The 26232-nt window shown below is 50.8% G+C and carries 25 protein-coding genes; 24 read left to right on the top strand and 1 reads right to left on the bottom strand.

Translation table 11 applies throughout. The features are described 5' to 3' along the window. Window positions 1–220: 220 nt before the first annotated feature. The 20 genes from mraZ to sigE all read left to right on the top strand — a co-directional run bounded on the left by mraZ (window position 221) and on the right by sigE (window position 22598). Window positions 221–652 (top strand): division/cell wall cluster transcriptional repressor MraZ, encoded by a 432-nt coding sequence (gene mraZ, locus EIZ37_RS10755; protein WP_134684588.1) that lies wholly within the window; start codon window positions 221–223, stop codon window positions 650–652. Window positions 653–668: 16 nt separating this feature from the next. Next, on the top strand, window positions 669–1607 hold the full coding sequence (gene rsmH / locus EIZ37_RS10750; RefSeq protein WP_134684587.1) for a 16S rRNA (cytosine(1402)-N(4))-methyltransferase RsmH: 939 nt from the start codon (window positions 669–671) through the stop codon (window positions 1605–1607). Between the two features lie 42 nt (window positions 1608–1649). Next, on the top strand, window positions 1650–2057 hold the full coding sequence (gene ftsL / locus EIZ37_RS10745; protein ID WP_134684586.1) for a cell division protein FtsL: 408 nt from the start codon (window positions 1650–1652) through the stop codon (window positions 2055–2057). An 84-nt stretch (window positions 2058–2141) separates the two neighbouring features. Beyond that, window positions 2142–4358 (top strand): PASTA domain-containing penicillin-binding protein, encoded by a 2217-nt coding sequence (locus EIZ37_RS10740; protein WP_167568790.1) that lies wholly within the window; start codon window positions 2142–2144, stop codon window positions 4356–4358. A gap of 70 nt (window positions 4359–4428) precedes the next feature. Beyond that, complete coding sequence (locus tag EIZ37_RS10735; RefSeq protein WP_134684585.1) at window positions 4429–6348, top strand: stage V sporulation protein D; 1920 nt, start codon at window positions 4429–4431, stop codon at window positions 6346–6348. 98 nt (window positions 6349–6446) lie between these two features. Beyond that, window positions 6447–7928: a UDP-N-acetylmuramoyl-L-alanyl-D-glutamate--2,6-diaminopimelate ligase gene (locus EIZ37_RS10730; protein WP_134684584.1), complete on the top strand. Its 1482-nt coding sequence runs from the start codon at window positions 6447–6449 to the stop codon at window positions 7926–7928. A gap of 186 nt (window positions 7929–8114) precedes the next feature. Next, window positions 8115–9080 (top strand): phospho-N-acetylmuramoyl-pentapeptide-transferase, encoded by a 966-nt coding sequence (mraY, locus tag EIZ37_RS10725; RefSeq protein WP_134684583.1) that lies wholly within the window; start codon window positions 8115–8117, stop codon window positions 9078–9080. Between the two features lie 7 nt (window positions 9081–9087). After that, window positions 9088–10452, top strand: coding sequence for a UDP-N-acetylmuramoyl-L-alanine--D-glutamate ligase (murD, locus tag EIZ37_RS10720; protein ID WP_134684612.1), 1365 nt, complete (start codon window positions 9088–9090; stop codon window positions 10450–10452). 96 nt (window positions 10453–10548) lie between these two features. After that, on the top strand, window positions 10549–11640 hold the full coding sequence (gene spoVE, locus EIZ37_RS10715) for a stage V sporulation protein E (protein ID WP_134684582.1): 1092 nt from the start codon (window positions 10549–10551) through the stop codon (window positions 11638–11640). Between the two features lie 92 nt (window positions 11641–11732). Beyond that, window positions 11733–12830 carry an undecaprenyldiphospho-muramoylpentapeptide beta-N-acetylglucosaminyltransferase gene (murG, locus tag EIZ37_RS10710; protein ID WP_134684581.1) on the top strand — a complete coding sequence of 366 codons (1098 nt, stop codon included), beginning with the start codon at window positions 11733–11735 and terminating at the stop codon, window positions 12828–12830. A 96-nt stretch (window positions 12831–12926) separates the two neighbouring features. Then, window positions 12927–13844 carry a UDP-N-acetylmuramate dehydrogenase gene (murB, locus tag EIZ37_RS10705; protein ID WP_407921133.1) on the top strand — a complete coding sequence of 306 codons (918 nt, stop codon included), beginning with the start codon at window positions 12927–12929 and terminating at the stop codon, window positions 13842–13844. A 15-nt stretch (window positions 13845–13859) separates the two neighbouring features. After that, entirely contained in the window at window positions 13860–15116 is a 1257-nt protein-coding gene (gene murA / locus EIZ37_RS10700) for a UDP-N-acetylglucosamine 1-carboxyvinyltransferase (RefSeq protein WP_134684580.1), read from the top strand. Between the two features lie 91 nt (window positions 15117–15207). Continuing rightward, window positions 15208–16086, top strand: a complete 879-nt coding sequence (locus EIZ37_RS10695; RefSeq protein WP_134684579.1) for a cell division protein FtsQ/DivIB — start codon at window positions 15208–15210, stop codon at window positions 16084–16086. Window positions 16087–16100: 14 nt separating this feature from the next. Next, entirely contained in the window at window positions 16101–16814 is a 714-nt protein-coding gene (locus EIZ37_RS10690; protein WP_134684578.1) for a DUF881 domain-containing protein, read from the top strand. Window positions 16815–16827: 13 nt separating this feature from the next. Beyond that, window positions 16828–17571, top strand: coding sequence for a DUF881 domain-containing protein (locus EIZ37_RS10685; RefSeq protein WP_134684577.1), 744 nt, complete (start codon window positions 16828–16830; stop codon window positions 17569–17571). 4 nt (window positions 17572–17575) lie between these two features. Then, on the top strand, window positions 17576–17920 hold the full coding sequence (locus EIZ37_RS10680) for a small basic family protein (protein ID WP_134684576.1): 345 nt from the start codon (window positions 17576–17578) through the stop codon (window positions 17918–17920). A gap of 188 nt (window positions 17921–18108) precedes the next feature. Then, on the top strand, window positions 18109–19368 hold the full coding sequence (gene ftsA, locus EIZ37_RS10675) for a cell division protein FtsA (protein WP_134684575.1): 1260 nt from the start codon (window positions 18109–18111) through the stop codon (window positions 19366–19368). A gap of 110 nt (window positions 19369–19478) precedes the next feature. Then, window positions 19479–20627 (top strand): cell division protein FtsZ, encoded by a 1149-nt coding sequence (ftsZ, locus tag EIZ37_RS10670; RefSeq protein ID WP_134684574.1) that lies wholly within the window; start codon window positions 19479–19481, stop codon window positions 20625–20627. Between the two features lie 287 nt (window positions 20628–20914). Then, a complete protein-coding gene (gene spoIIGA, locus EIZ37_RS10665) occupies window positions 20915–21874 on the top strand; it encodes a sigma-E processing peptidase SpoIIGA (protein ID WP_134684573.1) in 960 nt (319 codons plus the stop codon). 1 nt (window position 21875) lies between these two features. Next, window positions 21876–22598 (top strand): RNA polymerase sporulation sigma factor SigE, encoded by a 723-nt coding sequence (gene sigE, locus EIZ37_RS10660; protein ID WP_134684572.1) that lies wholly within the window; start codon window positions 21876–21878, stop codon window positions 22596–22598. Here sigE and EIZ37_RS10655 read toward each other — a convergent pair. Continuing rightward, on the bottom strand, window positions 22582–22788 hold the full coding sequence (locus EIZ37_RS10655) for a hypothetical protein (protein WP_134684571.1): 207 nt from the start codon (window positions 22786–22788) through the stop codon (window positions 22582–22584). The two genes, sigE and EIZ37_RS10655, sit on opposite strands and share 17 nt — an antisense overlap. Before the next feature lie 28 nt (window positions 22789–22816). Here EIZ37_RS10655 and sigG point away from each other — a divergent pair, with 28 nt between their 5' ends. From sigG to EIZ37_RS10635, 4 genes are all read left to right on the top strand, one after another. Further along, window positions 22817–23596: an RNA polymerase sporulation sigma factor SigG gene (gene sigG / locus EIZ37_RS10650; RefSeq protein WP_134684570.1), complete on the top strand. Its 780-nt coding sequence runs from the start codon at window positions 22817–22819 to the stop codon at window positions 23594–23596. Between the two features lie 688 nt (window positions 23597–24284). After that, window positions 24285–24569: a YlmC/YmxH family sporulation protein gene (locus EIZ37_RS10645; protein WP_134684569.1), complete on the top strand. Its 285-nt coding sequence runs from the start codon at window positions 24285–24287 to the stop codon at window positions 24567–24569. A gap of 72 nt (window positions 24570–24641) precedes the next feature. After that, window positions 24642–25475, top strand: coding sequence for a peptidoglycan editing factor PgeF (gene pgeF / locus EIZ37_RS10640; RefSeq protein WP_134684568.1), 834 nt, complete (start codon window positions 24642–24644; stop codon window positions 25473–25475). A gap of 13 nt (window positions 25476–25488) precedes the next feature. Next, a complete protein-coding gene (locus tag EIZ37_RS10635; RefSeq protein WP_134684567.1) occupies window positions 25489–26202 on the top strand; it encodes a YggS family pyridoxal phosphate-dependent enzyme in 714 nt (237 codons plus the stop codon). Window positions 26203–26232 lie beyond the last annotated feature (30 nt).

Genomic DNA, 26232 nt, shown 5'->3' with positions numbered 1-26232 from the left:
TAGAGAAATAAAAAGGCTGTCGACTTTCTCGACAGCCTGACCTGCTTACAAAAGCAGGTTTTTTTTTATCGATTAGCATTCTTATCGAAATAAGAAAAACTAAGCTCCGCCAAAGGGCTTGGCGTAGCCAAGTTTTTCTAATATAATAGCGAATAGGTAGTCAAGTGGGGGAAAGTGGGGGAAAGTGGAGGACAGCGGGAGGAAAGTGGGGGAAGCCGGCATGTTTATGGGTGAATTTCAGCACAGCATCGACGACAAAGGCCGTCTTACCATCCCTGCCAAGTTCCGTGAAGGCCTCGGAGCTTCTTTTGTTATTACCCGCGGGCTTGACCAATGTTTGTTTGCTTACCCGATGGACGAGTGGAGAATACTGGAGGAAAAGTTGAAGACCTTGCCCTTTACGAAGGCGGATGCACGTGCGTTTACGCGCTTTTTCTTCTCCGGAGCCACCGAATGTGAGTGGGACAAGCAGGGAAGGGTAAATATACCGTCCAATCTGCGTGAGCATGCCGGATTGCAAAAAGAGTGCGTGGTGATTGGTGTATCCAATCGCGTAGAGGTATGGAGCAAGGAGCGTTGGGAGGATTACTTCAACCAATCGGAAGGTTCCTTTAGTGAGATTGCAGAAAAACTCGTAGATTTTAACTTGTAGGCGGGAGTGAACAGCATTGTCGTTTCATCATATTACCGTTTTGAAAGAAGAAGCTGTAAAAGGCTTGAATATCCGCCCGGACGGCATTTATGTCGACTGCACGCTCGGCGGAGCCGGACACAGCAGCCTGATCGCTTCCCAGCTTGGGGAGAATGGCAGATTAATCTCCATTGATCAGGATGATATCGCCCTTGCCAATGCGAAAGAAAAGCTGGCTGTCTTTGGTGACAAGGTTACGCTTGTGAAAAGCAATTTCCGTGAATTGAAGCAAGTCATCGCTGATTTGAACCTGACTGGTGTCGATGGAGTGCTGTTTGATTTGGGTGTTTCATCGCCGCAGCTTGACGAAGGAGATAGAGGCTTCAGCTATAATGCCGATGCGCCGTTGGATATGCGCATGGATCAGGATGCCCCCCTTTCCGCATACGATGTGGTCAATGATTGGGACGAGGAGGAACTGGCCAAAATCATTTGGGAATACGGCGAAGAGAAGTTTTCCCGCAAAATTTCCCGGCAAATCGTCAATCATCGGCAAAAAGCACCGATCGAAACGACGGGGCAGCTTGTCGAAATTATCAAGGAAGCGATTCCGGCTGCGGCAAGAAGGACAGGTCCGCACCCGGCAAAACGTACGTTTCAAGCCATTCGCATCGCTGTGAATGATGAGCTGAACGCTTTCCAGGATGCAGTGACAGATGCTGTCGAGGTGTTGAATCCGCAAGGCCGTGTGAGCGTCATTACCTTCCACTCGCTGGAAGACCGTATATGCAAGCAAACGTTTAATGAATTTGCCAAGGGCTGCGTCTGTCCGCCTGGTTTTCCAGTTTGCAACTGCGGCAATCAACCCATCTTGAAAATCATCACAAGAAAACCGATTTTGCCGTCAGAAGCGGAGCTGGAGGCCAACCCGCGCGCACGATCTGCCAAGCTGCGGATTGGCGAAAAAATCCAGTAGCTTTTCCAGGATCATTACAGCTAAAGTAAGGAGGGAGACAGGTTGAGTTACTATTACCGGGGAAACCTGGCCATGGAAGTCGAGCAGAAGCAATCTACATACAAAACAACCAAGACCAAGCGAACACTGAAGACAAAGCCATCCATACCCGCTATGGAGAAGCTGCTGTATCTGTTTGTCGTTCTTGTGCTGGTGTTAGGCGTCGGATTTGTAGGAACGAGATACGTGCAGATCTCCCAATACAACCATGAGATCCAAAAGGCAAAGATGGAAATTGCCAACGCCCAAGAAACAAATGCTTCGCTCCAGCTGAAAATTGAAGAGATGAGCAGCCGCTCCCGCATTGAAGCGGTCGCCGCGGAATTGGGGATGCAGCAACAAAATGAGGCTGTACATGTCGTAGGGAGCGAAAAGCCGAATAAAAAGACAGAAGCGAAAAAAAGCAATTAGACATGATGTTACCGCGATGGGGGTAACATTTTTCTTTTCTGGGGAGAAACCTTATCGGAAAGCCAATAGTTGAGGTGAACACGCGTGAGTCAAACAAAACGCATGAACTGGCGCATTTTTACGTTGGGTCTTTGTTTCGTGCTGCTATTTACATTGCTCGGTGTACGGGTGTGGTGGGTGCAGACGGTCAACGCACCGTGGATCATGGGCATGGCAAAAGAGCAGTGGGAGAGAGACAATATCATCGCGCCCAAAAGAGGCTCCATCCTCGATCGCAACGGAGAACCGCTTGCTTATGAGGGGAAAGCGTACACGATTTCAGCATACTTGCGTCCGAGCAAAGAAGAAGACGCGGAATTGGTCGTCAAGGATCCTTATTATACGGCTTCAAAGCTGGCCCCCATCTTGAAAATGCCGGAGCAGGAGTTGCTTGAGCAGCTCACGAGACCCAAGGGAAACTGGGTAGACATCGGCAAACCGGGACGAAACAAGTACTCGGAGGAGCAGAAAAACGCGATCCTCGCCCTGCAGTTTCCGAAAAACGAAAAAGGCGAACCATCCGAGGAAAATCGTCTCCCTGGGATCTATTTGAAAGACACGACCAAGCGTGTTTACCCGAACAACAGCTTTGCTTCGCATGTGCTTGGATACATCACGTATGACAACAAGACCAACATGGGGCTGGAAGCGCAATTCGATGAGGAGCTGCGCGGCAAGCCCGGCGAACTCCAAATGATGCGAGACGCTGCGGGATATCAATTGCCGCAGGGAGAAGCGGAGTACAAGCCGGCTATCGATGGCCTGAACGTCGTGACAACCATCGATCAGCAAATCCAAGAATATGTGGAACAAGCACTCGACAAAACAGAGAGCGAGTATAAACCGAAAAAGGTGACAGTCGTCGTATCGGATCCGATGACCGGCGAGATCCTGGCGATGGGGAATCGTCCGCAATTCAATCCGAATCAATATTGGGATATTGAGAACTTCGAAAACGCGGCAATCAGCTACATATTCGAGCCAGGCTCGACATTTAAGATCATCACGCTGGCTGCAGCGATCGAAGAAGGCATGTTTAATCCAAATGAAAAATACCCATCCGGTTCGTACCGGAAGCTGAAGGGTGCGCCGATCAAGGACCATAATAACGGGCTAGGCTGGGGCAGCATCACGTTCCTTGAAGGGGTGCAGCGTTCGAGTAACGTGGCGTTCGTCATCCTTGGCTATGAGCGGCTCAAACAAGAACTGCTGGGGAAATATTTTAAAGACTTTGGGATTGGCCAATTGACAGGCATACAACTGCCAGGGGAACGTAAAGGGATCATGCGGGATTTGTCCAAAGCGGTCTCGCAGCGTGACGTAGCGGTAACGACTTTCGGTCAAGGGGTGGCCGTGACTGCGATCCAGCAGGTGGCGGCAGTCGGTGCGATTGCAAATGGCGGAGAGCTGTTGAAGCCGCGGATTGTCAAGGAACTGAGGGATCCCCATACAGGGGCAGTCGTCAAAAGGTTTGACCGAGAAGTTGTCAAACGGGTGGTTTCCGAAGCAACTGCGAAACAGACCAGGGAGATTCTGGAGACCGTCGTCAGCAGCGAACATGGTACAGGCTGGGCTTATAAATCGGATAGCTATCAGGTTGCAGGGAAAACAGGGACTGCGCAAAAATACGATGAAAAAACAGGAAAGATTGCGGAAGGACAATATGTCGTTTCATTTATCGGTTTCGCACCTGTTGATAAGCCGCGGCTTTTGATCTATGTAGTCGTAGATGATCCGCAAACGGATGCGGACTCCAGCCGACTCGGCTTTTTGACGGTATCACCGATCTTTAACTCGGTCATGTCGAAAAGCTTGCAATACCTGCAACAGAAGCCGCAATTGAAGAGCGGGGACAAAGTCGTGGCTTCTGCACCGGAAATCAAGCCGCCTGCCGGAGAGAAAACGATGCCGAAGCTGTTGGGCATGCCGACAAGCAGCGCCGAAAAACGGGTCAAGCAGGATGGCTTCAAGCTCACCACAATTGGGACCGGGACAAAAATCACGGCACAGCTTCCCGCTCCGATGGAAAGGGTCGGTACGGGTGCGCAGGTGTACCTCGTCACCGATCGGGTCGCAGGCACGCGCATGCCTGATCTCCGTGGCAAATCGCTGCGGGAAGTGATGGAATTTGCGTCTCTCCTGCAAATCGATGTGGCACCGACAGGTTCGGGTTTTGTGACTACGCAGAGCATCCCCCCTGGAACGACGTTGAAAGGGAAGGAACGATTGCAAATTACGCTGGCGCCGGGCGCCTCGCCGTAACGGTTCTAACCAGTCCCTTTTGCGAATAGGGTAGGAAAGAGACAAACCTATTCGCAAGGGGTGGTCGGAATTGCGGGTTTCCAACGTAACGGTTCGTCGCCGCATTTTCATCGCGATGATCGTCGGATTTGTTTTGTATACTGGGTTGATTACGCGTCTCGGGTATATACAGCTGGTGCAAGGCCAATGGCTCATGGATAAAGCGAACAAGCTGGCCACGCGCGACATTCCTTTTCAGCCAAAGCGCGGCATCATCTACGATCGCAATGGGGAGCCGCTCGTCAATAATATCAATGTCCCATCTGTGATTGGAATTCCGGTGCAGATTCCCGACAAAAAAGAGACCGCCAAAAAGCTGGCTGTCATTCTCGGTCAAAAGGAAGAGGTTGTCTATAAAGCCATTACCAAAGTGGCCAGCAGCGTCAACATTCCGGGTGGCCGCAAAATCTCGGAGGACAAGGCAAAGCAGATCCAAGCTTTGAATCTTCCGGGGATCCGCATCACCAACGATACGATGCGCAACTATCCCAACGGCTCCATGGCGGCTCATATTTTAGGGTTCACAGGCATTGACAATCAGGGGCTCACGGGCTTGGAAAAGATTTATGATCAATTTTTGCAGGGAAAAGAAGGATATGTGTCTTATCCGTCTGATGCAACCGGGAGAATTATGCCTGGCGATGCGGAAAAATATACGCCGCCTATCGATGGGATGGACATGTACCTGACCATTGACGAAAAAATCCAATCGTTTATCGAACGAGAGCTGGATCAGGCGGTCGTGGCCTATCAACCGGACGATGTGCTGGCCGTCGCGATGAATCCGAAGACGGGTGAAATCCTGGGGATGGGCAGCCGGCCCACATATGAGCCAGCACACTATCGGGATTATCCGACGGAGGTATACAACCGGAATCTGCCTATCTGGAAGACGTACGAGCCTGGTTCGACCTTTAAAATCGTCACGCTCGCCGCTGCCCTCAACGAAGGGGTAGTGGAGCTGAATGAAGCCTTTTTTGATCCGGGCTATATCATGGTGGCAGGGAAACGGCTGCGCTGCTGGAAGCGTCAGGGGCACGGTCAGGAGACGATGCTGGAAGTGGTCGAAAACTCCTGCAACCCGGGGTTTGTCACGATGGGACAACGCTTGCAGAAAGAGCGGTTGTTCCGCTATATCGAGAAGTTTGGCTTTGGGAAAAAAACAGGCATTGACCTGCTGGGAGAAGAAAATGGGCTGCTGTTCAACCTGAACCGCGTTGGCCCGGTCGAGCTGGGGACGACATCCTTTGGACAGGGGGTTTCCGTCACGCCGATCCAGCAGATGGCGGCGGTGGCAGCCGCAATCAATGGCGGCAAGCTGATGAAGCCCTATGTGGCCAAGGAATGGCGGGACAGCATCACACACGGCATCATCGGCAGGACGGAGCCGACCGTCGTGCGCCAGGTCATCACCCCAGAGACCTCGGAGAAGGTGCGCAATGCGCTGGAGTCCGTCGTGGCAAAGGGGACAGGACGCCAAGCGTATATTGAAGGGTATCGGGTTGGCGGAAAGACAGGTACGGCACAAAAGGTGCGGAATGGCCGCTATGTGGATGGTGAATACATCGTATCGTTTATCGGCTTCGCACCGGCTGATGATCCGCAGATTCTCGTGTATTTCGCTGTAGATAATCCCAAAGCGCTCGCCTTCGGTGGATTGATTGCAGCGCCGAGTGTGAAAAATATCATCGATTCCTCTCTGCAATATATGAACGTGCCAAAACGTCCGAGTCCGATTGAGCGAGAGTATGTGTATCCCGAAAAGCCGCTGCTCGAGGTTCCGAATGTGGTCGGTCTTTCGCTGAAGGAGATTGCAACCTCGTATGACGTATTGCCCTTGGTGGTTTCCGGAAAAGGTACACATGTCGTCAAGCAGTCGCCGGCGCCAGGCGTCAAGGTCGCGGAAGGTTCAAAAATTCGCATCTATTTGGGTGACAAACCGAGCCCATAGAGATAAAATGAGTTTTTGGATAGAGGGGTTTCCCTGTATGTTGAAAATGGATTGCATTGGTCAATACTAGATTAGATGGAAAATGGGGTGCCATTGTCATGTTGTTGAAGGATCTGCTTTTTCCCTTGCTGCTAGTTCGCACGGTGGGAGATGACAACATTGAGATTACGGGTATGACAGCAGATTCACGTAAAGTGAAGGAAGGATATTTGTTCGTCTGCCTTCCGGGTTTTACGGTGGACGGTCATGATTTCGCGCAAAAGGCGGCGGAACAAGGTGCGGTTGCTGTTCTAACGGAACGGGAGCTGCTTTTGCCTGCTTCCGTTGCGCAGGTGATCGTACCTGATACGCGACGGGCAATGGCGCTTGTGGCGGATCGGTTCTACGGATCCCCTACGCGTCAGATGAAATTGATCGGGGTTACTGGCACGAACGGCAAAACGACCACGACGCATCTGATTGATCGGATTCTCCGTGATCAAGCGAAGAAGACCGGACTGATCGGTACGATTCATATGCGAATCGGGGATGAAGTCGAAGAAGTGAAAAACACGACCCCGGATGTCCTAGAGCTGCAGCACAGCTTTCGACGCATGCTCGACATTGATACCGAATATGCCATTATAGAAGCATCTTCGCATGCCCTGGAGATGGGGCGCCTGCGGGGCTGTGATGTACATACAGCGGTCTTTACCAATTTGACCCAGGATCATTTGGACTACCACGTCACGATGGAGAACTATCGTTTCGCCAAGTCTCTCTTGTTTGCACAGCTTGGCAACCAGTATGATGTGAAAATGATGAAGACTGCCGTGCTGAATGCTGACGACGAGGCATCTGAGCTTTTCGCCAAAGTGACTCCTGCTCGGGTAGTCACCTATGGGATCGACAAGCCGGCAGATGTACGTGCCGAGCAAATCCAGATCACCAGCCGTGGAACTTCTTTTGTCGTCCAATCGTTTGCAGGAAGCATCGCGATGAATCTGCAGCTCATCGGTAAGTTCAATGTGTACAATGCATTGGCTGCTACGGCAGTCGCTTTGGCAGAAGGAATCTCTTTGGAAGAGATCAAACGCAGTTTGGAAGCTGTTCAGGGGGTCAACGGACGATTTGAAGCAGTCGTTGCGGGGCAGGATTTTGCTGTGCTCGTCGATTATTCCCATACGCCTGACAGCTTGGAAAATGCGCTTGTAACGGTAAAAGAGTTCGCCCAAGGCCGGATCTTCTGCGTGGTAGGCTGCGGCGGGGATCGGGATCGTACCAAACGCCCAATTATGGCGCAAATTGCAACAAAATATGCGGATATCAGCGTCTTAACATCAGATAACCCTCGATCCGAAGAACCTGCGTCCATCATTGCCGACATGGCGGCTGGTCTGACGGGTGTGGAGGAAAACCGCTATGTACAGATCGTCGACCGTCGGGAAGCGATTCAGTACGCGATTCGTCATGCCCAGCCCAATGATTGCATTTTGATTGCGGGCAAGGGACACGAGACTTATCAAATCATCAAGAACGAGGTACTGCCCTTTGATGACCGGGAAGTGGCGAAAGAAGCAATTGCCGCTCTGAAAAAATAAAGGCTGAGACGATTGATTTCGACGCAGTTTTGCCAGCAGGAATCCCGAAGAGGATCTCAATCAGGCTTACCAACCATGTCATTTACGCAGGGATCGCCTGTAGGAAGCCCCATCAGGGGACTTGGATCAGGCTCCTCAATGATGCCAATACAATGCAGGGGTCGCCTGTAGGAAGGAGGGTAGGGCATGCCATTAGACAATGTCCTCATCATCACGATTATCGCCGCATTTTTAATCGCCGTATTAATCGGACCACTTTTTATCCCGGTGCTTCGCCGACTGAAATTTGGTCAAAGTATCCGGGAGGAAGGCCCGCAGTCTCACCAAAAAAAGGCTGGTACCCCCACTATGGGCGGGACCATCATCTTGCTCGCCCTGATTTTTACCGTACTGAAATTCGCGCACTTATCCTTTGAAACCATGTTTTTGCTGCTTGTCACACTCGGATATGGCCTCATTGGGTTTCTGGATGACTTCATCAAAATCGCAAAAAAGCGTAATCTCGGCTTAACGGCGCGGCAAAAATTATTGGCGCAGGTGATTCTCGCCGTAGGCGCTTACTACATGCTAATTCAGATGAAGCATGATACCGTGCTTCATCTGCCAGGTACCCCCTGGAATATCGAATTGGGGATCCTCTATCTCCCGTTCCTGCTTTTCTTATTGGTCGCTACCACGAATGCGGTCAACATTACAGACGGTCTCGACGGGCTGCTGGCCGGCACTGGGGCGATTGCCTTCGGTGCCTACGCGATTATCGCTTGGTTGTCCAATGATTTTGACACTGCGATTTTTAGCGCGGCCGTCGTAGGGTCTGTTCTCGGCTTTCTCGTCTTTAATGCCCACCCGGCGCGCGTGTTTATGGGAGACACGGGCTCACTGGCCTTGGGGGGAGCGTTGGCGGGAATTGCCATCATGACCAAGACAGAGCTGTTGCTTGCCGTGATTGGCGGGGTTTTCGTCGTCGAAACACTCTCCGTCATTTTGCAGGTGATTTCGTTTAAAACGCGGGGCAAACGGATCTTCCGGATGAGCCCGCTGCATCACCACTTTGAACTGACAGGCTGGTCGGAATGGCGAGTAGTCGTGACGTTCTGGCTGGTCGGAATGGTGTTTGCAAGTCTAGGTGTGTATCTCGAGGTGATGCGTTAACATGGGTATGGAAGACTATCGCAATCAACAAGTCGTAGTTTTAGGTCTCGCCAAGAGCGGTGTAGCAGTAGCCAAACTGTTGCACCGCTTTGGTGCGCAAGTCGTCGTGAATGACAAGAAGCCGCGGGAAGAAGCGGTCGGGGCAGAAGAATTGGAAGCTCTAGGAATCAAGGTGATCACGGGCCATCATCCGGATGATTTGATCCATGAGAACCTCGCGCTTGTTGTCAAAAACCCCGGAATACCATATGAAGCTCCGCCGGTTGCCAAGGCACTCGCTTTGCATATACCGGTGGTGACCGAGGTAGAGCTGGCGTATCAGATTTCCCAAGCTCCGATCATCGGGATCACGGGCTCCAATGGAAAAACTACCACGACTACTTTGGTCGGATTGATTCTGGAGAAAGCGAAGATTGACACGGTGGTTGGAGGCAATATCGGCACACCGCTCTGCAGCCTTGCTGAAACCATGCGTGAAGATCAGTTGCTGGTTGCAGAATTAAGCAGCTTTCAATTGATGGGTACCGCGACCTTTCGTCCGAAAATCGGGGCCTTGCTGAATCTTTATCCGGCCCATCTGGATTATCATCATACCAAGGAAGCCTATTTGGCGGCGAAGCTGAAGCTGTTTGCCAACCAAACAGAAGAAGATATTGCGATACTGCCGCAAGATCAGCTGGAGGAGCTTGGCCCCTTGCCCCCTATGCGCGCCCAGATTTATACCTTTAGCCAGAAGGCGGCTGTGAAGCAAGGGGTCTACATACAGGACCGGAAGATTCTGTTCGTAAACGGCAATGGTCAAGCGGAGGAGATCATGCCGGTTTCTGCATTGACAATTCCGCATGTGGAAAATGCATTGGCGGCCATTTTGATCACGAAGCTCGCCGGTGCGGATCATGCCTCCATGGCAGAAGTATTATCGACGTTTCCTGGGGTAGAGCATCGGATGGAATTTGTTGCGACTGTAGACGATGTCAGGTATTACAATGATTCAAAGGCGACCAATCCGGAGGCGGCTTCGCGTGCGATACAAGCCTTTACGGAGCCCATTGTGCTGATAGCAGGCGGTTTGGATCGCGGAATTACCTTTTCCGAGCTGGTTCCGGTCATGCAAAAGCATGTAAAGGCGATCGTCACTTACGGCGAGACTGCGGAAATTTTGCTGCAGCGTGCGGAGGAAGCGGGGATATCGGAGCGATGCCGCGTCGATAATGTGGAGAGAGCCGTCGTAACCGCAGCTTCTCTCGCGCAGCCTGGGGATGTGGTATTGCTCAGCCCTGCATGTGCAAGTTGGGATCTCTATCCTTCTTTTGAGGTAAGGGGGAGCATGTTTAAGGACGGCGTGCATAGACTGAAAACAAGCCTAGCATAACGCCCGTCCTGCGTGATCGAATCCTACCCTGGGTGGGGCAGCTTCCCTGCCCTTACAGTGGGAACGCGGACGGCGAAGAAAGGAAGTCGTCCGTCAATGAGCAAGGTGCGAACAGCTCCTGACTTTATCATCATTTTTGCAACGTTGTTGTTGCTGGGAATCGGCGTCGTGATGGTATACAGCGCCAGCGCCATTTATGCCCAGAAAGAATTCAACGATCCCTACTATTTTGCCAAGCGCCAGATGATCTTCGCTTTGCTCGGCATTACCTCGATGTATGTGATGATGAACATCGACTATTGGATCTGGAAGAAGTGGGCGAAGACGGGGTATATGATCAGTATTGGCTTGCTTGTGCTCGTGCTGTTGATCGGGATTGAAGTCAATGGCTCAAAAAGCTGGCTGGGGTTAGGCTCATTCGGGATTCAGCCGGGAGAGTTTGCCAAGTTTGGTGTTGCCGCCTTTTTGGCGAAGTGGCTTTCGGATAACCAAAAGCAGATCGTGTTGTTCCGGAAAGGGCTGATGGTCTCGCTCTCGATTCCGATCGCCTGCTTTGGCTTAATCATGCTTCAGCCTGATTTGGGAACAGGTGTCGTCCTGACAGGCATGGCCGTAGTCATGATCTTTGCTGCCGGTGCCCGGATCAGCCATTTTGTCGGTCTCGGAATGGTCGGTGTCGCAGGCTTTGTGGGCCTTGTCTTGTCGGCTCCTTATCGGATCAAGCGGATCACCTCCTTTTTGGATCCATGGTCTGATCCGCTGGGAACCGGCTATCAGATCATTCAGTCGCTCTATGCCATTGGGCCGGGCGGTTTGCTCGGGTTGGGTCTGGGGCAAAGCCGGCAAAAACATCTGTACCTGCCTGAGCCGTACAACGACTTCATCTTTTCCATCATTGCCGAGGAGCTCGGCTTTGTAGGCGGGACGTTTGTTTTGCTGCTCTTTTTGCTCTTGCTGTGGCGGGGGATGAGAGTGGCGATCACAGCTCCCGATTTGTATGGGAATTTGCTCGCATTGGCCATCATTTCGATGATCGCGATCCAGGTGGTCATAAATGTGGGCGTAGTAACCGGTACATTTCCGGTGACAGGAATAACCTTGCCGTTTCTCAGCTACGGGGGTTCCTCCCTGACGCTGATGCTAACAGGTGTAGGTGTGTTATTAAATATCTCGCGGTTTTCACGATAGGGATGAACAGAGTGGTCAGTAAGCTGGCCACTCTTTCCTGCTGATAGAAACGTCCTTATCTGTGTAGGAGGAGAAGGAAGAAGGAGGACATCATGAGAGTAGTCCTAACGGGTGGAGGAACAGGTGGTCATATTTATCCGGCGCTGGCGATAGCGAGGGAGATTGCCAGACAGCATCCAGAGGCGACATTTTTATATATCGGTACTGACAAAGGTTTGGAATCCAGGATTGTGCCGCGTGAGGGAATCCCGTTTAAAGCCGTCGAAATCTCCGGACTTAAACGGAAATTATCCTTGGAAAATGTGAAAACAGCATGGAAATTCATTCGCTCCGTCAGCCGTTCCAAGCAATTGCTGCGCGAGTTTCGCCCGGATGTCGTGATCGGCACTGGCGGGTATGTCTGCGGACCAGTCGTCTTCGCAGCGAGCCGCTTGCGGATTCCGACCATCATTCATGAACAAAATGTGGAACCGGGCCTTACCAATAAATTTTTGGCGCGATTTGTCAACGCCGTGTGTGTATCATTTGAAGAATCGCTTGGCCATTTTCCGCAAAAGAAAACGACCGTAACCGGTAACCCCCGGGCAACGGAAGTCCTCCTGGGAAATGCCCTTGCAGGACGAGCATCATTGAATGTGCCTTTGGGAAAACGGATTGTGCTGATCGTGGGCGGCAGCCGCGGCGCGCGCGCGATCAATGAGGCGACCCGGGAGCTGCTCAAAGACGTCAGCGCATACCCTGACACGCACTTTGTGTACGTCACGGGAGAGGTTCACTATGAAGCCATTACGGTGAGCCTGTCGGATTGGCAGCTTCCGGAAAACGTGACACTGCTGCCCTATGTGCACAACATGCCGGATGTATTGGCAGCAACCGATGTGATCGTCAATCGCGCGGGGGCTTCTTTCTTGGCAGAAATCACGGCTTTGGGCGTACCCGCCATCCTGATCCCTTCTCCTTACGTGACCAATAATCATCAGGAGAAAAATGCCCGTGGACTGGAACGTGCCGGTGCGGCTATGGTTATTCTGGAGCGGGAATTGAGTGGTCAGCGCCTGCAGCAGGCATTGGATTCCTTGCTGCGTGATCCACAGCATTGGCAGCAGATGCGGGAAGCCAGCTTGAAGCTTGGCAAACCGGATGCGGCATCGGCCATTTACCAAGTGGTGAAGCATGTCGGGAAATCATAATGGGCTACTGTCACGCCCATATAGCGCAGCGCATAGTATGAAGCAAACACGTGATAGAACATGTTCCGACCTAGCATTTGTGTCAGGGGGTTCGCTATGAACAACAGCATATATCAACTCGGCGAAGAACTAAAACAAGCAAACGTTGGCAAGGTGTGGGTAAATGAGCCTCTCGCCAACCATACCACTTGGCGGATCGGGGGTCCTGCAGATTTGTTAATCCAGCCAAAAGACAAGGAAACTCTTGCCTTGGCTGTCCAAATGATCCATCGTCACAATATTCCTTGGAGTGTAATCGGGCGCGGCTCTAACCTTCTTGTGAGGGATGGAGGGATACGCGGAGCCGTGCTGAAAGTGGCTGAGGGCTTAAGTCACTGTGAATTCAGGGGTCAAGAGGTGTGTGTTGGTGCCGGGTATTCCATGATCCGCCTGGCGGTGGAGGCAGGCAAAATGGGGTTAACAGGATTGGAATTTGCAGGAGGAATTCCCGGTTCAGTCGGCGGCGCCGTATACATGAATGCAGGGGCACACGGATCGGACCTGTCACGTATTTTGAAAAAAGCCGAAATCCTCTTCGATAATGGTGAAGTCAAGGTGCTGACCAATGAGGAAATGAAGTTTGCCTACCGCACATCGCTGCTACAAACAAAGAAAGGTGTTGTGCTGGAAGCAACCTTCCAGCTGCGCGACGGCGATCGCAACGAGATTGCAGCTGTGCTGGCAGCGAATAAAGACCGCCGCCGACAGACACAGCCGCTTCAATTGCCGTGTGCAGGAAGTGTGTTTCGCAATCCGCCGGGGGATCATTCCGGTCGCCTGATTGAAGAGGCAGGACTGAAAGGATTTCAGATTGGCGGTGCGCAGATCTCGGAGATGCACGCCAACTTCATCGTGAACCGTGGAGGGGCAACGGCTTCCGACGTCCTCACCCTAATGGATCATGTCAGACGCACAATTATGGAAAAATACGGTGTCGATCTGCATCCGGAAGTATTGGTGGTGGGCGAGGGGTAACTCGGAGGTGAAAGTTTGGAGACTTTTACGATCGAAGGCGGAAAACCTCTGTCAGGTACGCTTCGAATCCAAGGAGCAAAAAACGCTGCCCTCCCGATTCTTGCCGCCGCTGTAATGGCAGAAGGGCAATTTCATATTTATGACGTACCACATTTGAAAGATATTGAAGTGATGTTGCAGATTTTGACCGCGTTGGGAGCAAAAGCTACTCATACGGATGGATGCGTGTGGCTGGATACAACTTCTATTTCGATCGGGCATGTGCCGGATGACCTAATGGGACAGATGCGTTCTTCCATCTTTTTGATGGGACCGCTGCTAGCACGCCTGGGCGAAGTGACGATTTCCAGGCCAGGCGGCTGTTTGATTGGCGAGAGACGAATTGATTTGCATTTATCTGGATTGACGGCTTTCGGGGCGAAGATGGAAGAAGCAGATGGATACATCAGCTTCCGCACCAAGCAGTTGAAGGGAACCAATATCTTCCTGTCGTTCCCGAGTGTGGGTGCGACGGAGAATATCATGATGGCTGCTGCCTTGGCAAAAGGTACCACTCGGATCTGCAATGCTGCCCGGGAACCGGAAATTAGCGATCTGGCTAACTTTTTAAACGCCATGGGGGCAAAAATCAGGGGCGCGGGGACAGACACCATCGAAATCACGGGTGTTCAACGCTTGCGACCGGTCAGCTACCGAGTCATTCCCGACCGTATTGTAGCCGGAACCCATATCCTGGCTGTTGGAGCCGCGCAGGGACACATTGAATTGACCAATACGATACCTGAGCACCTGACCGCTTTAATTGAAGTGGCGCGTAGCTGTGGTGTTGAAATCAAGACCTACCATGATATAATGGAGGTCAAGAGCACATCACGCCCGCGGGCAATTGACCGAATCATCACTTCCCCTTTTCCAGGGTTTCCAACGGACCTGCAAGCGCAGCTAATGACGTTTCTCGCCTTAGCAAGGGGAACGAGTGTGATCAAGGAGACTGTCTTTGAAGCAAGATTCAGACACGTCAATGAATTAGCACGCATGGGCGCTTCGATTTACGTAGACTTGGGTTCTGCGTTTATCCGCGGTGTGAGCCGTTTCAATAGCGCGACTGTCGAAGCCAGCGATTTGCGTGCCGGAGCTGCCTTGGTGATTGCAGGTATTGCAGCAGAAGGCACGACAGTTGTTGAACAGATCCATCACATCGATCGCGGCTATGATCGGTTGGAGCGACAATTCGAACAATTAGGGGCCACCATAACCCGTACAATCCAATAAATGATTGCAGTCAAGTGAATGGTAAGCGGCATGTAGCTATGCCGCTTTCTCTCTTTCACAGATAGGAACGATCGTACCGGAGGATGTTCACATGTCGGTTTATCAGGAACGTATTCCGCAAGTCAAACAACCAAAACCAAATCGCCGTGGCAATAAGAAGCTCACGTTTCTGCTGGTCGTCTTTTTTCTTTCTGTACTCGCGGTGCTTTTTTTCCGCTCTTCTTACAGCAAGGTCCAGGAGATCACGGTGTATGGGAATGATTTATACGCAGCGAATGAAATTGTACAAGCATCCGGACTTTACAAAGGAATGCAATTTCTCAATGTATGGGAATCCGATGTGCGGGAAGGATTGAAGCCGCTAGCCGGGATTAAAAGTGTGTCCGTCGAACGGAGCTTTCCGGGGAAGATCACGTTGCACGTAACCGAGTTCAAGCGCGTAGCTTTATGGACAAGCACGGACGGAAAACGAGCGCCTTTGCTGGAGAATGGCACCGTGCTCGATAAATTGGATTTTCGCTCAAGAGTGGTGGATCGCCCTTTGATTCGCGCATGGGGAGCTCCCGAGCTGCTGCCGCAGTTAGGTAAGGCACTCGGCTCACTTCCGCCCACAGTCCTTGAACAAATTTCCGATATCGCACTGACGCCGACGATCTCCGACAAGCAGAGAGTTACACTCTATATGCGCGACGGAAACGAAGTGCGGAGTGTGATCTACCAGATTGCCAAAAAGCTCCCATGGTATCCGGCGATTGCCAAAGAGCTTCCGGAAGGCGAGAGGGGAGTCGTCTATATGCTGGAGAGTACATGGTTCAGCAAATACGGCTCGCCTGCCAAACAAGAGGAGAATGGCAGCGAGGCGCAAGCAGGAGAAGAGCAGACAGAAGAAAAACAGGCAGAATCGAACCAAGCAGAATCGAGCCAAGCTGAGGAAGCGCAAACGAATGACAGCGAACAGTCAGAAACATAAAAGGAGTCTAACTTATGGCTAATCGTAAATTTTATTTATACCTGACACTGGTAACGATAAGCACAGGGTTTCTGATCGCCGCTTCGATCGAGTCGACAAAAGCGAGAAATACCGAAAGACAAAACGAGAAGCAATTTCAGCAGGAAACACAATTAAATGAACGAATACTGGCCGAGAAAAAAGAGAATCATCAGCTGGAAGTGCAGCTGCTGGAGCTGCAGCGAAAAGTCAGCCAGGTGGAGGAAGCCCTTGCGCAAAGACAGTCGGAAGCGGCGGAGATCCTCAGTGAACTGGAGGCTGCGCGGATGATGGCCGGTGTGGTGCCGGTTAGCGGCCCTGGCGTTATCGTGACGATGCAAGACAGCGAGCAAGCCGCTGCTTCCGCCGATGTAACGAAATACATTGTCCACGAACAAGATGTCCGGCTTATGGTGAATGAGCTGCGTGCGGCTGGAGCGGAAGCGATCAGCATCAATGGGCAGCGGCTCGTCAGCAATTCAGAAATTCGCTGTGTCGGACCCACGATTATCGTCAACGGTGTGAAGTCGGCGGCCCCGTTTGTGATCACCGCCATCGGAGATCCGGCGACGATGGTTGGCGGACTGCATTTGCCAGGCGGTGTCATGAATATGCTCCAGGATTATGTGAAAATTGATATTCAAGAGAAAGAGCATGTTGAGATCCCTGCTTATGTAGGCGATGGAAAAATGGATTCTTCCGCATCGTAAAGGATGGAGAAAGATGATTACCAAAAACCGTAAAATTACGTTTATTCTATCCTTAATAAGTGCTATCATAGGAATTATGTTTGCGATCCAGTTAAAAAGTAATATGAATCCAGTGCCTAACGAGTCGCGCAGCATTGCCGAGCTTCGCAGCAGCCTGCAAAAGGAGCTGGAAAAGCATAAAGGTCTCCTGGCTGATATCTCGAAGTATAATTTGTTATTTTACCAGTACGAAAGCTCTCTGAATGAAGGAGACAGCGTTTCGGTCATGAAAGAGGAATTGGCGCGCGCGAAAAGGATGGCCGGTATGGTTGGGCTTGAAGGAGAGGGGACGGTCGTCCGCATTCAGGATGCCGTGATTCCCGAACCTCCGCCGCTGAGCGATTTGGAAGAGCACAGCTACATCCCCAATGCCGTGATCGACGAAGACTTGCGCTGGTTGTCCAATATCTTATTTGCCAACGGAGCGAAAGCGATCTCTATCAACGGCCACCGGATTATTGCCACCACCGCCATTCGCAATGTGGGTGAAGATATCCAAATTGATACGAAAACGATACGGCCTCCGTATGAGATCAAAGCGTTGGGCGATCCGGATGTGCTCATCTCAGGCCTGAAATTGGAAGGTGCGGAGGAGAATCTGAAGCTGGCCGGAAAACAGCTGATTATCGAAAAGCATGACAAGCTGCTGATTCCGGCGTATACCGATGCACGTGTGATCCGCTTCATGAAACCGGTAAAAACAAAAGGAGAATCATAAGGCTATGTGGCTACCCGTCCTTGGACTCGTACTTGGAATCGCAGTTGGTTTGCTCCTGGATTGGCGTGTCCCTCAGGAATACAGCAGCTATCTGTCCATCGCCCTTTTGGCAGGATTGGATACGATTTTTGGAGGCATCCGATCCTATTTGGAACGTACGTTCAATGTTCGTATTTTCATGTCTGGCTTCTTTTTCAATATTTTGTTTGCTGCGGGATTGGCTTTTCTGGGTGCCTTTCTGGGCATCGATCTTTATCTGGCAGCGATCGTGGCATTTGGTGTACGTCTGTTTAACAATTTAGCTGTTATCCGTCGCATTATCTTGTCCAAATGGATCAATCAAGGCTAAATCATGAGGAAGAAGACGTATAAACGGTCTTATTTCCTCTGTTTTTTTATGGGTGAAACGTGATATAGTAGATGAAAACGATAATTTCTGATCGAGAAAAAAGGGAATGGGTTTCCTGTGTGGAATAGAGTAAGCAGGTGTCTTCTACAGATGAATGATTATGTCGTAGCAAAGGAGGTGTCACTGTTTTGGTTAGCAATCAAAATGAGCTGATCGTAAGCTTGGATATCGGAACTTCCAAGGTTCGCGTCATGATAGGCGAAATCAATAATGGAACGGTCAATATCATAGGTGTTGGACAAGCTCATTCCGAGGGAATTAAAAAGGGCGTCATTGTCGATATCGACCAAACGGTGAATGCTATCCGGGAAGCCGTTGACCATGCAGAGCGTATGGTAGGTGTATCAATTGAAGAGGTATACGTCGGTATAACCGGTAATCATATTGAATTGCATGAAACGCAAGGTGTCGTTGCTGTTTCTAGTGAAGACCGCGAAATTAGAGAAGACGATATAAATCGTGTGATACAGGCCGCGAAAGTAGTGGCGATTCCGCCTGACCGGGAAATTATCGAGGTTGTCCCCAAGGAATATATTGTGGATGGACAAGGCGGCATCAAAGACCCGCGCGGCATGATCGGCGTCCGTTTGGAAATGGAAGGAACGATCGTTACCGGGTCAAAAACAGTCGTTCATAATATCGTCCGCTGTACGCAAAAGACAAACCTGCGAGTTGCAGGAATTTTTCTGCAACCTCTGGCAGCCAGCTATGTAGCGTTGTCCAAGGATGATAAAAACATGGGCACGGTGCTGGTTGATATCGGAGCAGGCTCTACGACAATCGGCGTATTTGAACAGGGACATCTGGCAGCCACGACCGTAATCGGTATCGGCGGCGACCATATTACCAACGATATCGCTCTTGGCTTGCGTACGCAGACAGATGCTGCAGAGCGTGCCAAGGTGAAACATGGCTGTGCGTTGATCGACGAAGCTTCTGAAGAAGTCAAATTTAAAGTGACACGCATTGGAAGCGATGTAGAAAAACAGTTTACTCAGGTAGATATTGCGAATATTATTGAACCGAGGGCTGCGGAAATTTTCAACCTGGTCGAGGATGCGGTGTACAAGCTCGGCTTCCATTCCGAGATCGCTGGCGGATACGTGCTGACAGGCGGAACGGTCGCAATGCCCGGCATGCTGGAGTTGGCGAAAGAGGAGCTGGCAGCACCGGTTCGGATCGCGATTCCGGATTATATCGGAGTACGAGATCCCTCTTATACGACTGGTGTGGGTTTGATCCAGTACGCCCTGCACCACATGGAACGCAGAGGAAGCAAGACCGGCAGTCCATTTAAATCAGGACAGCGTCAAGCGTTCCCTAAACCACAAAAAGAATCAGGGAATCTCATGGAAAAAGTTAAAAACTGGTTTAGCGAGTTTATTTAATAGCTTGCTTAGACCTTTTGGATCGAGGGTAGAGAACAGACAGTACCCAAATTGAAACGGCCAACATAAACAAGGCCCGACGGAAGCTCTTGTGAGGAGGAACAAGCAGTATGCTGGAATTTGACCTAGATATTGAACAACTCGCGCGCATTAAGGTAATTGGCTGCGGTGGGGGCGGCAGCAATGCCGTGAATCGAATGATCGCAGGAGGTGTTCGCGGCGTTGAGTTCATTACGCTGAATACGGACGCACAAGCACTTGCTCTTTCCCATGCGGAAATCAAGCTGCAGATCGGTGAAAAGCTGACACGCGGACTTGGAGCAGGGGCTAACCCTGAGATTGGGAAAAAAGCGGCCGAGGAAAGCCGTGAATTGATTGAAAATGCACTGCGTGGTGCTGACCTGGTTTTCGTAACGGCCGGTATGGGCGGTGGTACGGGTACAGGGGCAGCTCCGGTTGTCGCTGAAATTGCCAAGGAATTAGGCGCATTGACAGTGGGAGTTGTGACTCGTCCGTTTTCTTTCGAAGGTCGCAAACGCTCCTCACAAGGAGAATTGGGTCTGGCCGCTCTGAAAGAGAAAGTGGACACGCTGATCGTGATTCCAAACGATCGTTTGCTCGAAATCGTAGACAAAAACACGCCGATGCTGGAAGCATTCCGTGAAGCAGACAATATTCTGCGTCAAGGTGTTCAAGGTATTTCCGATTTGATTGCGATCCCAGGGTTGATCAACCTTGACTTTGCCGACGTAAAAACCATTATGACCGAACGCGGTTCTGCTTTGATGGGAATCGGGGTAGGAAGTGGCGAAAACCGTGCGGCAGAAGCTGCTCGTCGTGCCATTTCCAGTCCGCTTCTGGAGACGTCCATTGAGGGCGCACGTGGTGTGCTGATGAATATCACGGGTGGTTCCAACCTCAGCTTGTATGAAGTCAACGAAGCTGCAGATATTGTTTCTTCGGCAGCTGATCTTGAAGTGAACATGATCTTCGGTGCTGTGATTAACGAGGACCTGAAGAATGAGATTGTGGTAACGGTGATTGCGACAGGCTTTGATGACCATCAACGTCAGTCGAATGGAGCAGCTCGTCGTCCACAACCAACCAATGCTGCACGTCCAACATCGCCGCAGCAACAAGCACCAACCGGACGCGCGACACGCGACGAGGAAGAAGAGAAGCCGTTTTTCTCTATGAACAATTTGGACAATCTCGACATTCCTGCCTTCTTGCGCAACCGTAGAAGAAACAAAAAATAACGAAAAGATCGTCAAAAGCCGGGACTCGTTCCCGGCTTTTTTTGTTGATAAAAGCCCGTATAAGTGCTGCGAAGGCTCCGCCAAAAGAGTGGCGCAGTCTCGATTTCTACTGTTTTTTCTTCTACAAAAAATCTGAAAAAAACCTGTCAAGATCTGACAGACTTTACATACACATTGATATATACTGTCCTTGCTGATGAGAAAAGGAGTACGCATCTCTTATACAGCTAGGATTCCTCCGATGGTTTCTAATCGAGTTTTGACTACTGGGCGGGAGGAAGGGCGGTATGGTCATCTATCTCGATATTATTCTACTCATGAATATGGCGATTGATACCTTGCTGCTCTGGTTTACGGCATACTTCCGTAAAGAACGTGTGGTCTGGTGGAGGATCATCGTTGCATCGTTTTTTGGATCGGCCTATTTGATATTCTTCTTTCTGCCGACTCTTGCTGTGTACAACCATTGGATGGTAAAACTGTTGATGTCGCTCGTGATGCTGCTGATCGCGTTTGGGTATCACCGTTTGCAAAACGTTTTTTACAACTTGTGTATTTTTTACTTCATTGCCTTTGTTTTCGGGGGAGGTGTATTTGGACTCAGTTACCTCCTCACGCCAAGCAGCGAAGTGGTAAACGGTGTTCTCCAAGTGCAAAACGATCGATTTGGCGCAGGTACCGGTCCCACCTTTGCAATTTTAGGCGTTGGCTTTCTGCTCGTCTTTTTTCTCACGAAGCGTAGCTATCAGGCTATCCAGGAACCACGTAAACTGGAACAGTTTTTGGTGGAAGTCACGATCCGCATTGCAGGTGAGCATATCCTGTGCCGCGGCTTGGTGGATACAGGCAACCTGCTGCATGAACCGATCACAAGAACACCTGTCATGATTGCAGAGCAACGGCTTTTCGCGCATTTTCTGCCGCCTGCTATCAAAGATATGGTGGCAGAGGAAAACAAGCTCGAGAAGGTAGACAGCTTGCTTGAAGCCGTCCCGCTTGAATGGCAGGGGCGCATACGGTTGATACCGTATCGAAGCGTATCGCGGGGGATGGATTTTATGGTTGCATGTAAACCTGAGGGAGTCGTAGTCATTTCGAATGGTTCGCGGTTTCAAGCTGAAAAAGTATTGATTGGCTTAAGTCCGCTTGCCTTGTCGGCTGATGGGAAATATCAAGCGATTGTGCATCCTGCACTGATGCAGATTGATCCAGAAGATCCAGTAAAATATATCGAACAGGAGGGTTAGCATGTTCATTAAACTTCGCCTTTCCATCCAATTACTCTGGTACCGATTCTTGCTCTCCATCGGTGCACGAGCCGAAGAGATCCACTACATCGGTGGCAGTGAAGCATTACCGCCCCCACTCACTCGGGAAGAAGAGGAAATCCTGCTCTCGCGCCTGCCGTCAGGTGACGCTGCCGTGCGCAGCATGCTGATTGAACGCAATTTGCGTCTGGTGGTTTATATTGCCCGAAAATTTGAAAATACGGGGATCAACATTGAAGATCTGGTCAGCATTGGGACAATCGGTTTGATCAAAGCAGTCAACACGTTTGATCCGGAGAAGAACATCAAGCTCGCGACCTATGCCTCGCGCTGTATTGAAAACGAGATCCTCATGTATCTGCGCCGGAACAATAAGATCCGCTCGGAAGTCTCCTTTGATGAGCCGTTGAACATCGATTGGGACGGAAACGAGCTGTTGCTTTCGGATGTGCTTGGCACTGAAAACGATACGATTTATAAAAATATTGAAGACCAGGTTGATCGAAAATTGCTGAAGAAAGCCCTGGATAAGCTGAGCGAACGAGAGCGCATCATCATGGAGCTGCGCTTCGGGCTTGCGGGGGAAGAAGAAAAAACGCAGAAGGATGTAGCGGATCTCCTAGGCATCTCGCAATCCTATATCTCACGCCTGGAAAAACGAATAATAAAACGGTTGCGAAAAGAATTCAATAAAATGGTGTAACGCATAATTTCCCATCTGGGGGAGATACTGTTCCTAAACCAAAAGGTACTTCTTGGTAAGTGCCCGCTTGTCTGGCCACACGCTGCAGATCGGTCTGACAAGAAAATGGTTGGGAACTTTTTTCTTTTTGAAAAAAGGCTCCGCCAAAGACTTGACGTAGCCAAGTTTTCCAAGCTTTGGCCACCGCCAAGTTGCTTTGCTCCAGAGGAGGGAAAGACATGACACGCAACAAGGTTGAAATCTGTGGAGTAGACACCTCGAAGCTTCCGGTACTGACCAACAAAGAAATGAGAGAATTGTTTGAGCGACTGCAAGCAGGTGAATTGGCGGCAAGAGAAAAGCTGGTAAATGGAAATTTGCGTCTTGTACTGAGTGTGATCCAGCGCTTTAACAATCGGGGCGAATTTGTAGACGACCTTTTTCAGGTTGGATGTATCGGTCTGATGAAAGCGATCGACAACTTTGACCTCAGCCAAAACGTAAAATTTTCGACCTATGCAGTACCCATGATCATCGGTGAAATCCGCCGGTATTTGCGTGACAACAACCCGATTCGTGTCTCCCGGTCATTGCGCGATATTGCCTATAAGGCCTTGCAGGTGCGTGATCAGCTGACCAACATCCACTCTCGGGAACCCACCATTGTGGAGATCTCCAGCGAACTGAATGTCGCGAAGGAAGACGTCGTGTTTGCGCTGGATGCGATTCAGGACCCCGTTTCCCTCTTTGAACCGATTTATCAGGACGGCGGCGATCCGATTTACGTCATGGATCAAATCAGCGACGAGAAGAACAAGGATGCAACATGGGTGGAGGAAATCGCGCTCAGGGAAGGAATGCAACGTCTGGGCGAGCGCGAAAAGATGATCTTATCCATGCGCTTTTATGAAGGGAAGACCCAGATGGAGGTTGCCGAGGAGATCGGCATATCCCAGGCTCAGGTGTCACGTCTTGAAAAAGCAGCCATCGCCCATATGCAAAAGCATGTGCAATCATAGCTTCCGAGATTATCGGGAGCTTTTTTTCGTCTAGAAGAGACTGTGGTGGGGAGAGCATGTTTCCTTGCCTGCGCTCGGATTCTCCGCCCCACTGTGAAGGAGGACTGTCCGCTCCACAAGGAAGCGCGGGGGAGACGCAAAAGTGGTAGCCGCTTCGCAGCAAGAGCAGGTTGCGCTCCTTTTTCCCGCTCTTCCTTGCTCCGCTGGGCAGGGCTCCGCAAGTCGCTTGGCAAGGAAACATGCTCTCTAGCGCGGCATTCATTTTACTACTGACAAAAGAAAAAGAACGAAAGTAACTCTCGGGATACGTACATAGAGTAATCTTTTAAGATCGATCAAATACATGGCCTCTCCGAGGAAGGGAAAAACGGGACGCGCGGAGTCTTTGTCACACCTGCTTAGGCGGAGCTTTCAAAAGCGGGACACGCTTGTCGCCCAACGCTTCCTCGAATAATCCCGCGCCTCTTGGGCCTTTGGGCGACGTCTCGCTTTTGAGAGCAAAGCCGGACAGTCTAATCACACAGTAGGGGTGGCAAGAACGCAGCGCCGCCCGTTTTTCCCTTCCCCCACCACAAAAGTCCGAATTACGAGGGACATATTCGCCTATGTCCACATATACATATGATACAGAGCAACAAGACGCTTATTTCGACCATAGGCGTCTGGGTGGGAAAGCAGGTGAGGATGGATGGTGAAGATCTCCGACTTTCAAACGAAAGAAGTCGTCAATATTTTGGACGGCAAGCGTCTGGGGCAAATTGCCGATCTGGAGATAGATCTTCGGCATGGACGTGTCGATGCGATCGTCGTCCCTGGACCCGGAAAGTTTCTCGGCTTCTTTCAATCCGGAAACGACTACGTGATTCCATGGCGCAACATCGTGAAAATCGGCAAGGATGTTGTCCTGGTAAGGGTAGAAGAAACATTGCGAGTGGATGCAAAGTCGGCTGCGGAGGATGAGTATCGCTCCTGAAGCGGCTCTCTATTTTCTTTTTACTGTTTTTCACGTACACTTATGGGGGAATCACTGAAAGCTCCGAAGGGGATGGAGGAAAGGAACGTGGCTTCATTTGTCTTGTCTGAATCGACACATACCTTGATACTCGATACATGGGAACAACAATTTCCCGGCCTAGTAGCCGGGTTTACCTTGCGTACGGGCGGACAGAGTGACGCTCCCTTTGCTTCTCAAAACATGGGGCTGCACGTGGGTGATGATCCACAGCGTGTGACGGAAAACAGACGATTGCTTTGCGAGCGTATCAACATGCCGTTTGACGTCTGGACGTGTGCCGATCAGGTACATGGAAAAAACGTACAGCAGATTACCCGTCACCATGCCGGGGCGGGGAAGGATCGGCTGGATGATTGTATCCAGGCAACGGACGGCTTACATACAGAGGAGCATGGTATTTTGCTGGCGTCCTTTTATGCTGATTGTGTCCCGCTTTATTTTTTCGATCCGAAAAGCGGAGCGATTGGACTTGCGCATGCCGGCTGGAAAGGTACGGTAGCCCGTATTGCCAAGGAAATGATAGAAGCATTCGCCAAGCGCTATGACAGCAAGGCGGAGGAACTGCTTGTAGCGATTGGACCCGCGATCGGAGGATGCTGCTACGAGGTAGACGACCGCATCATCGATCAGGTGAAGCAGACCGCTCTAAGCTGGATGGAGAGCGTTACGCCCCTGGCAAGCGGAAAATACTTGCTGGATTTGCCGAAGCTGAATCGCTTGGTTATGACCGAATGCGGAGTGCCGGAAGAACATATTGTCAGCACTGACCTATGCACGAGCTGCCATACGGATCTGTTTTTTTCGCATCGCAAAGAAGGGGGAAAGACAGGCAGGATGGCCTCGTTTATCGGTTGGAGGAAGTAAGGAGGTAGAAAAAATGGAGAGAACTGTTGAAAGGGACAAGCTTCGTGCAAGACTGACAAAGATTGAAGAGCGGATTGAGGCTGCCTGTAAACGGGCTGGACGCAGCCGGGAAGAAGTAAAGATCGTAGCGGTTACCAAGTATGTCGATGCAGACGCGATTGGAGATTTGCTGTCCGTCGGGATCGATCATATCGGTGAAAATCGGGCGCAGGATGCCCTGCCAAAGATGGAGCGCTATGGGGCGGAAGGGACCTGGCATTTCATCGGGCATCTGCAAACCAATAAAGTAAAAGATGTGGTAGGGAAATTTGCCTACATCCATTCTCTTGATCGCCTGTCTTTAGCCGAAGCGATCAATAAGCGGGCGGAAGCATTGGGAATCATTGTCCCTTGCTTTGTGCAAATCAACGTTTCAGGCGAAGAGACAAAATTTGGGCTTCGTCCCAATGACGTATTGGCTTTTTTTGCTGAAACAAGTAATATGAAACATATAAAGGTCGTTGGATTGATGACCATGGCGCCTCATGCCGAAAATCCGGAAGAGACCCGCGCGGTTTTTCGCGAATTGCGCCAGTGGCGTGACCGGGTAGGGCAGCTGCCTTATGACAACGTGGATGCACGGGAACTGTCGATGGGCATGTCAGGAGACTTTGAAGTCGCCATTGAAGAAGGCGCCACGTACATACGCCTTGGCTCTGTACTAGTAAAACCGGAAGAACACGAATGATGAATATGAAAGTTGCGCCAAGAGAGGGGG

The organism is Brevibacillus migulae (genome assembly GCF_004521915.1).
Classification (GTDB): Bacteria; Bacillota; Bacilli; order Brevibacillales; family Brevibacillaceae; genus Brevibacillus_F; species Brevibacillus_F migulae.
Note: the sequence above shows the minus strand (reverse complement) of the source record. Positions and strands in the feature narration are given on the sequence as shown.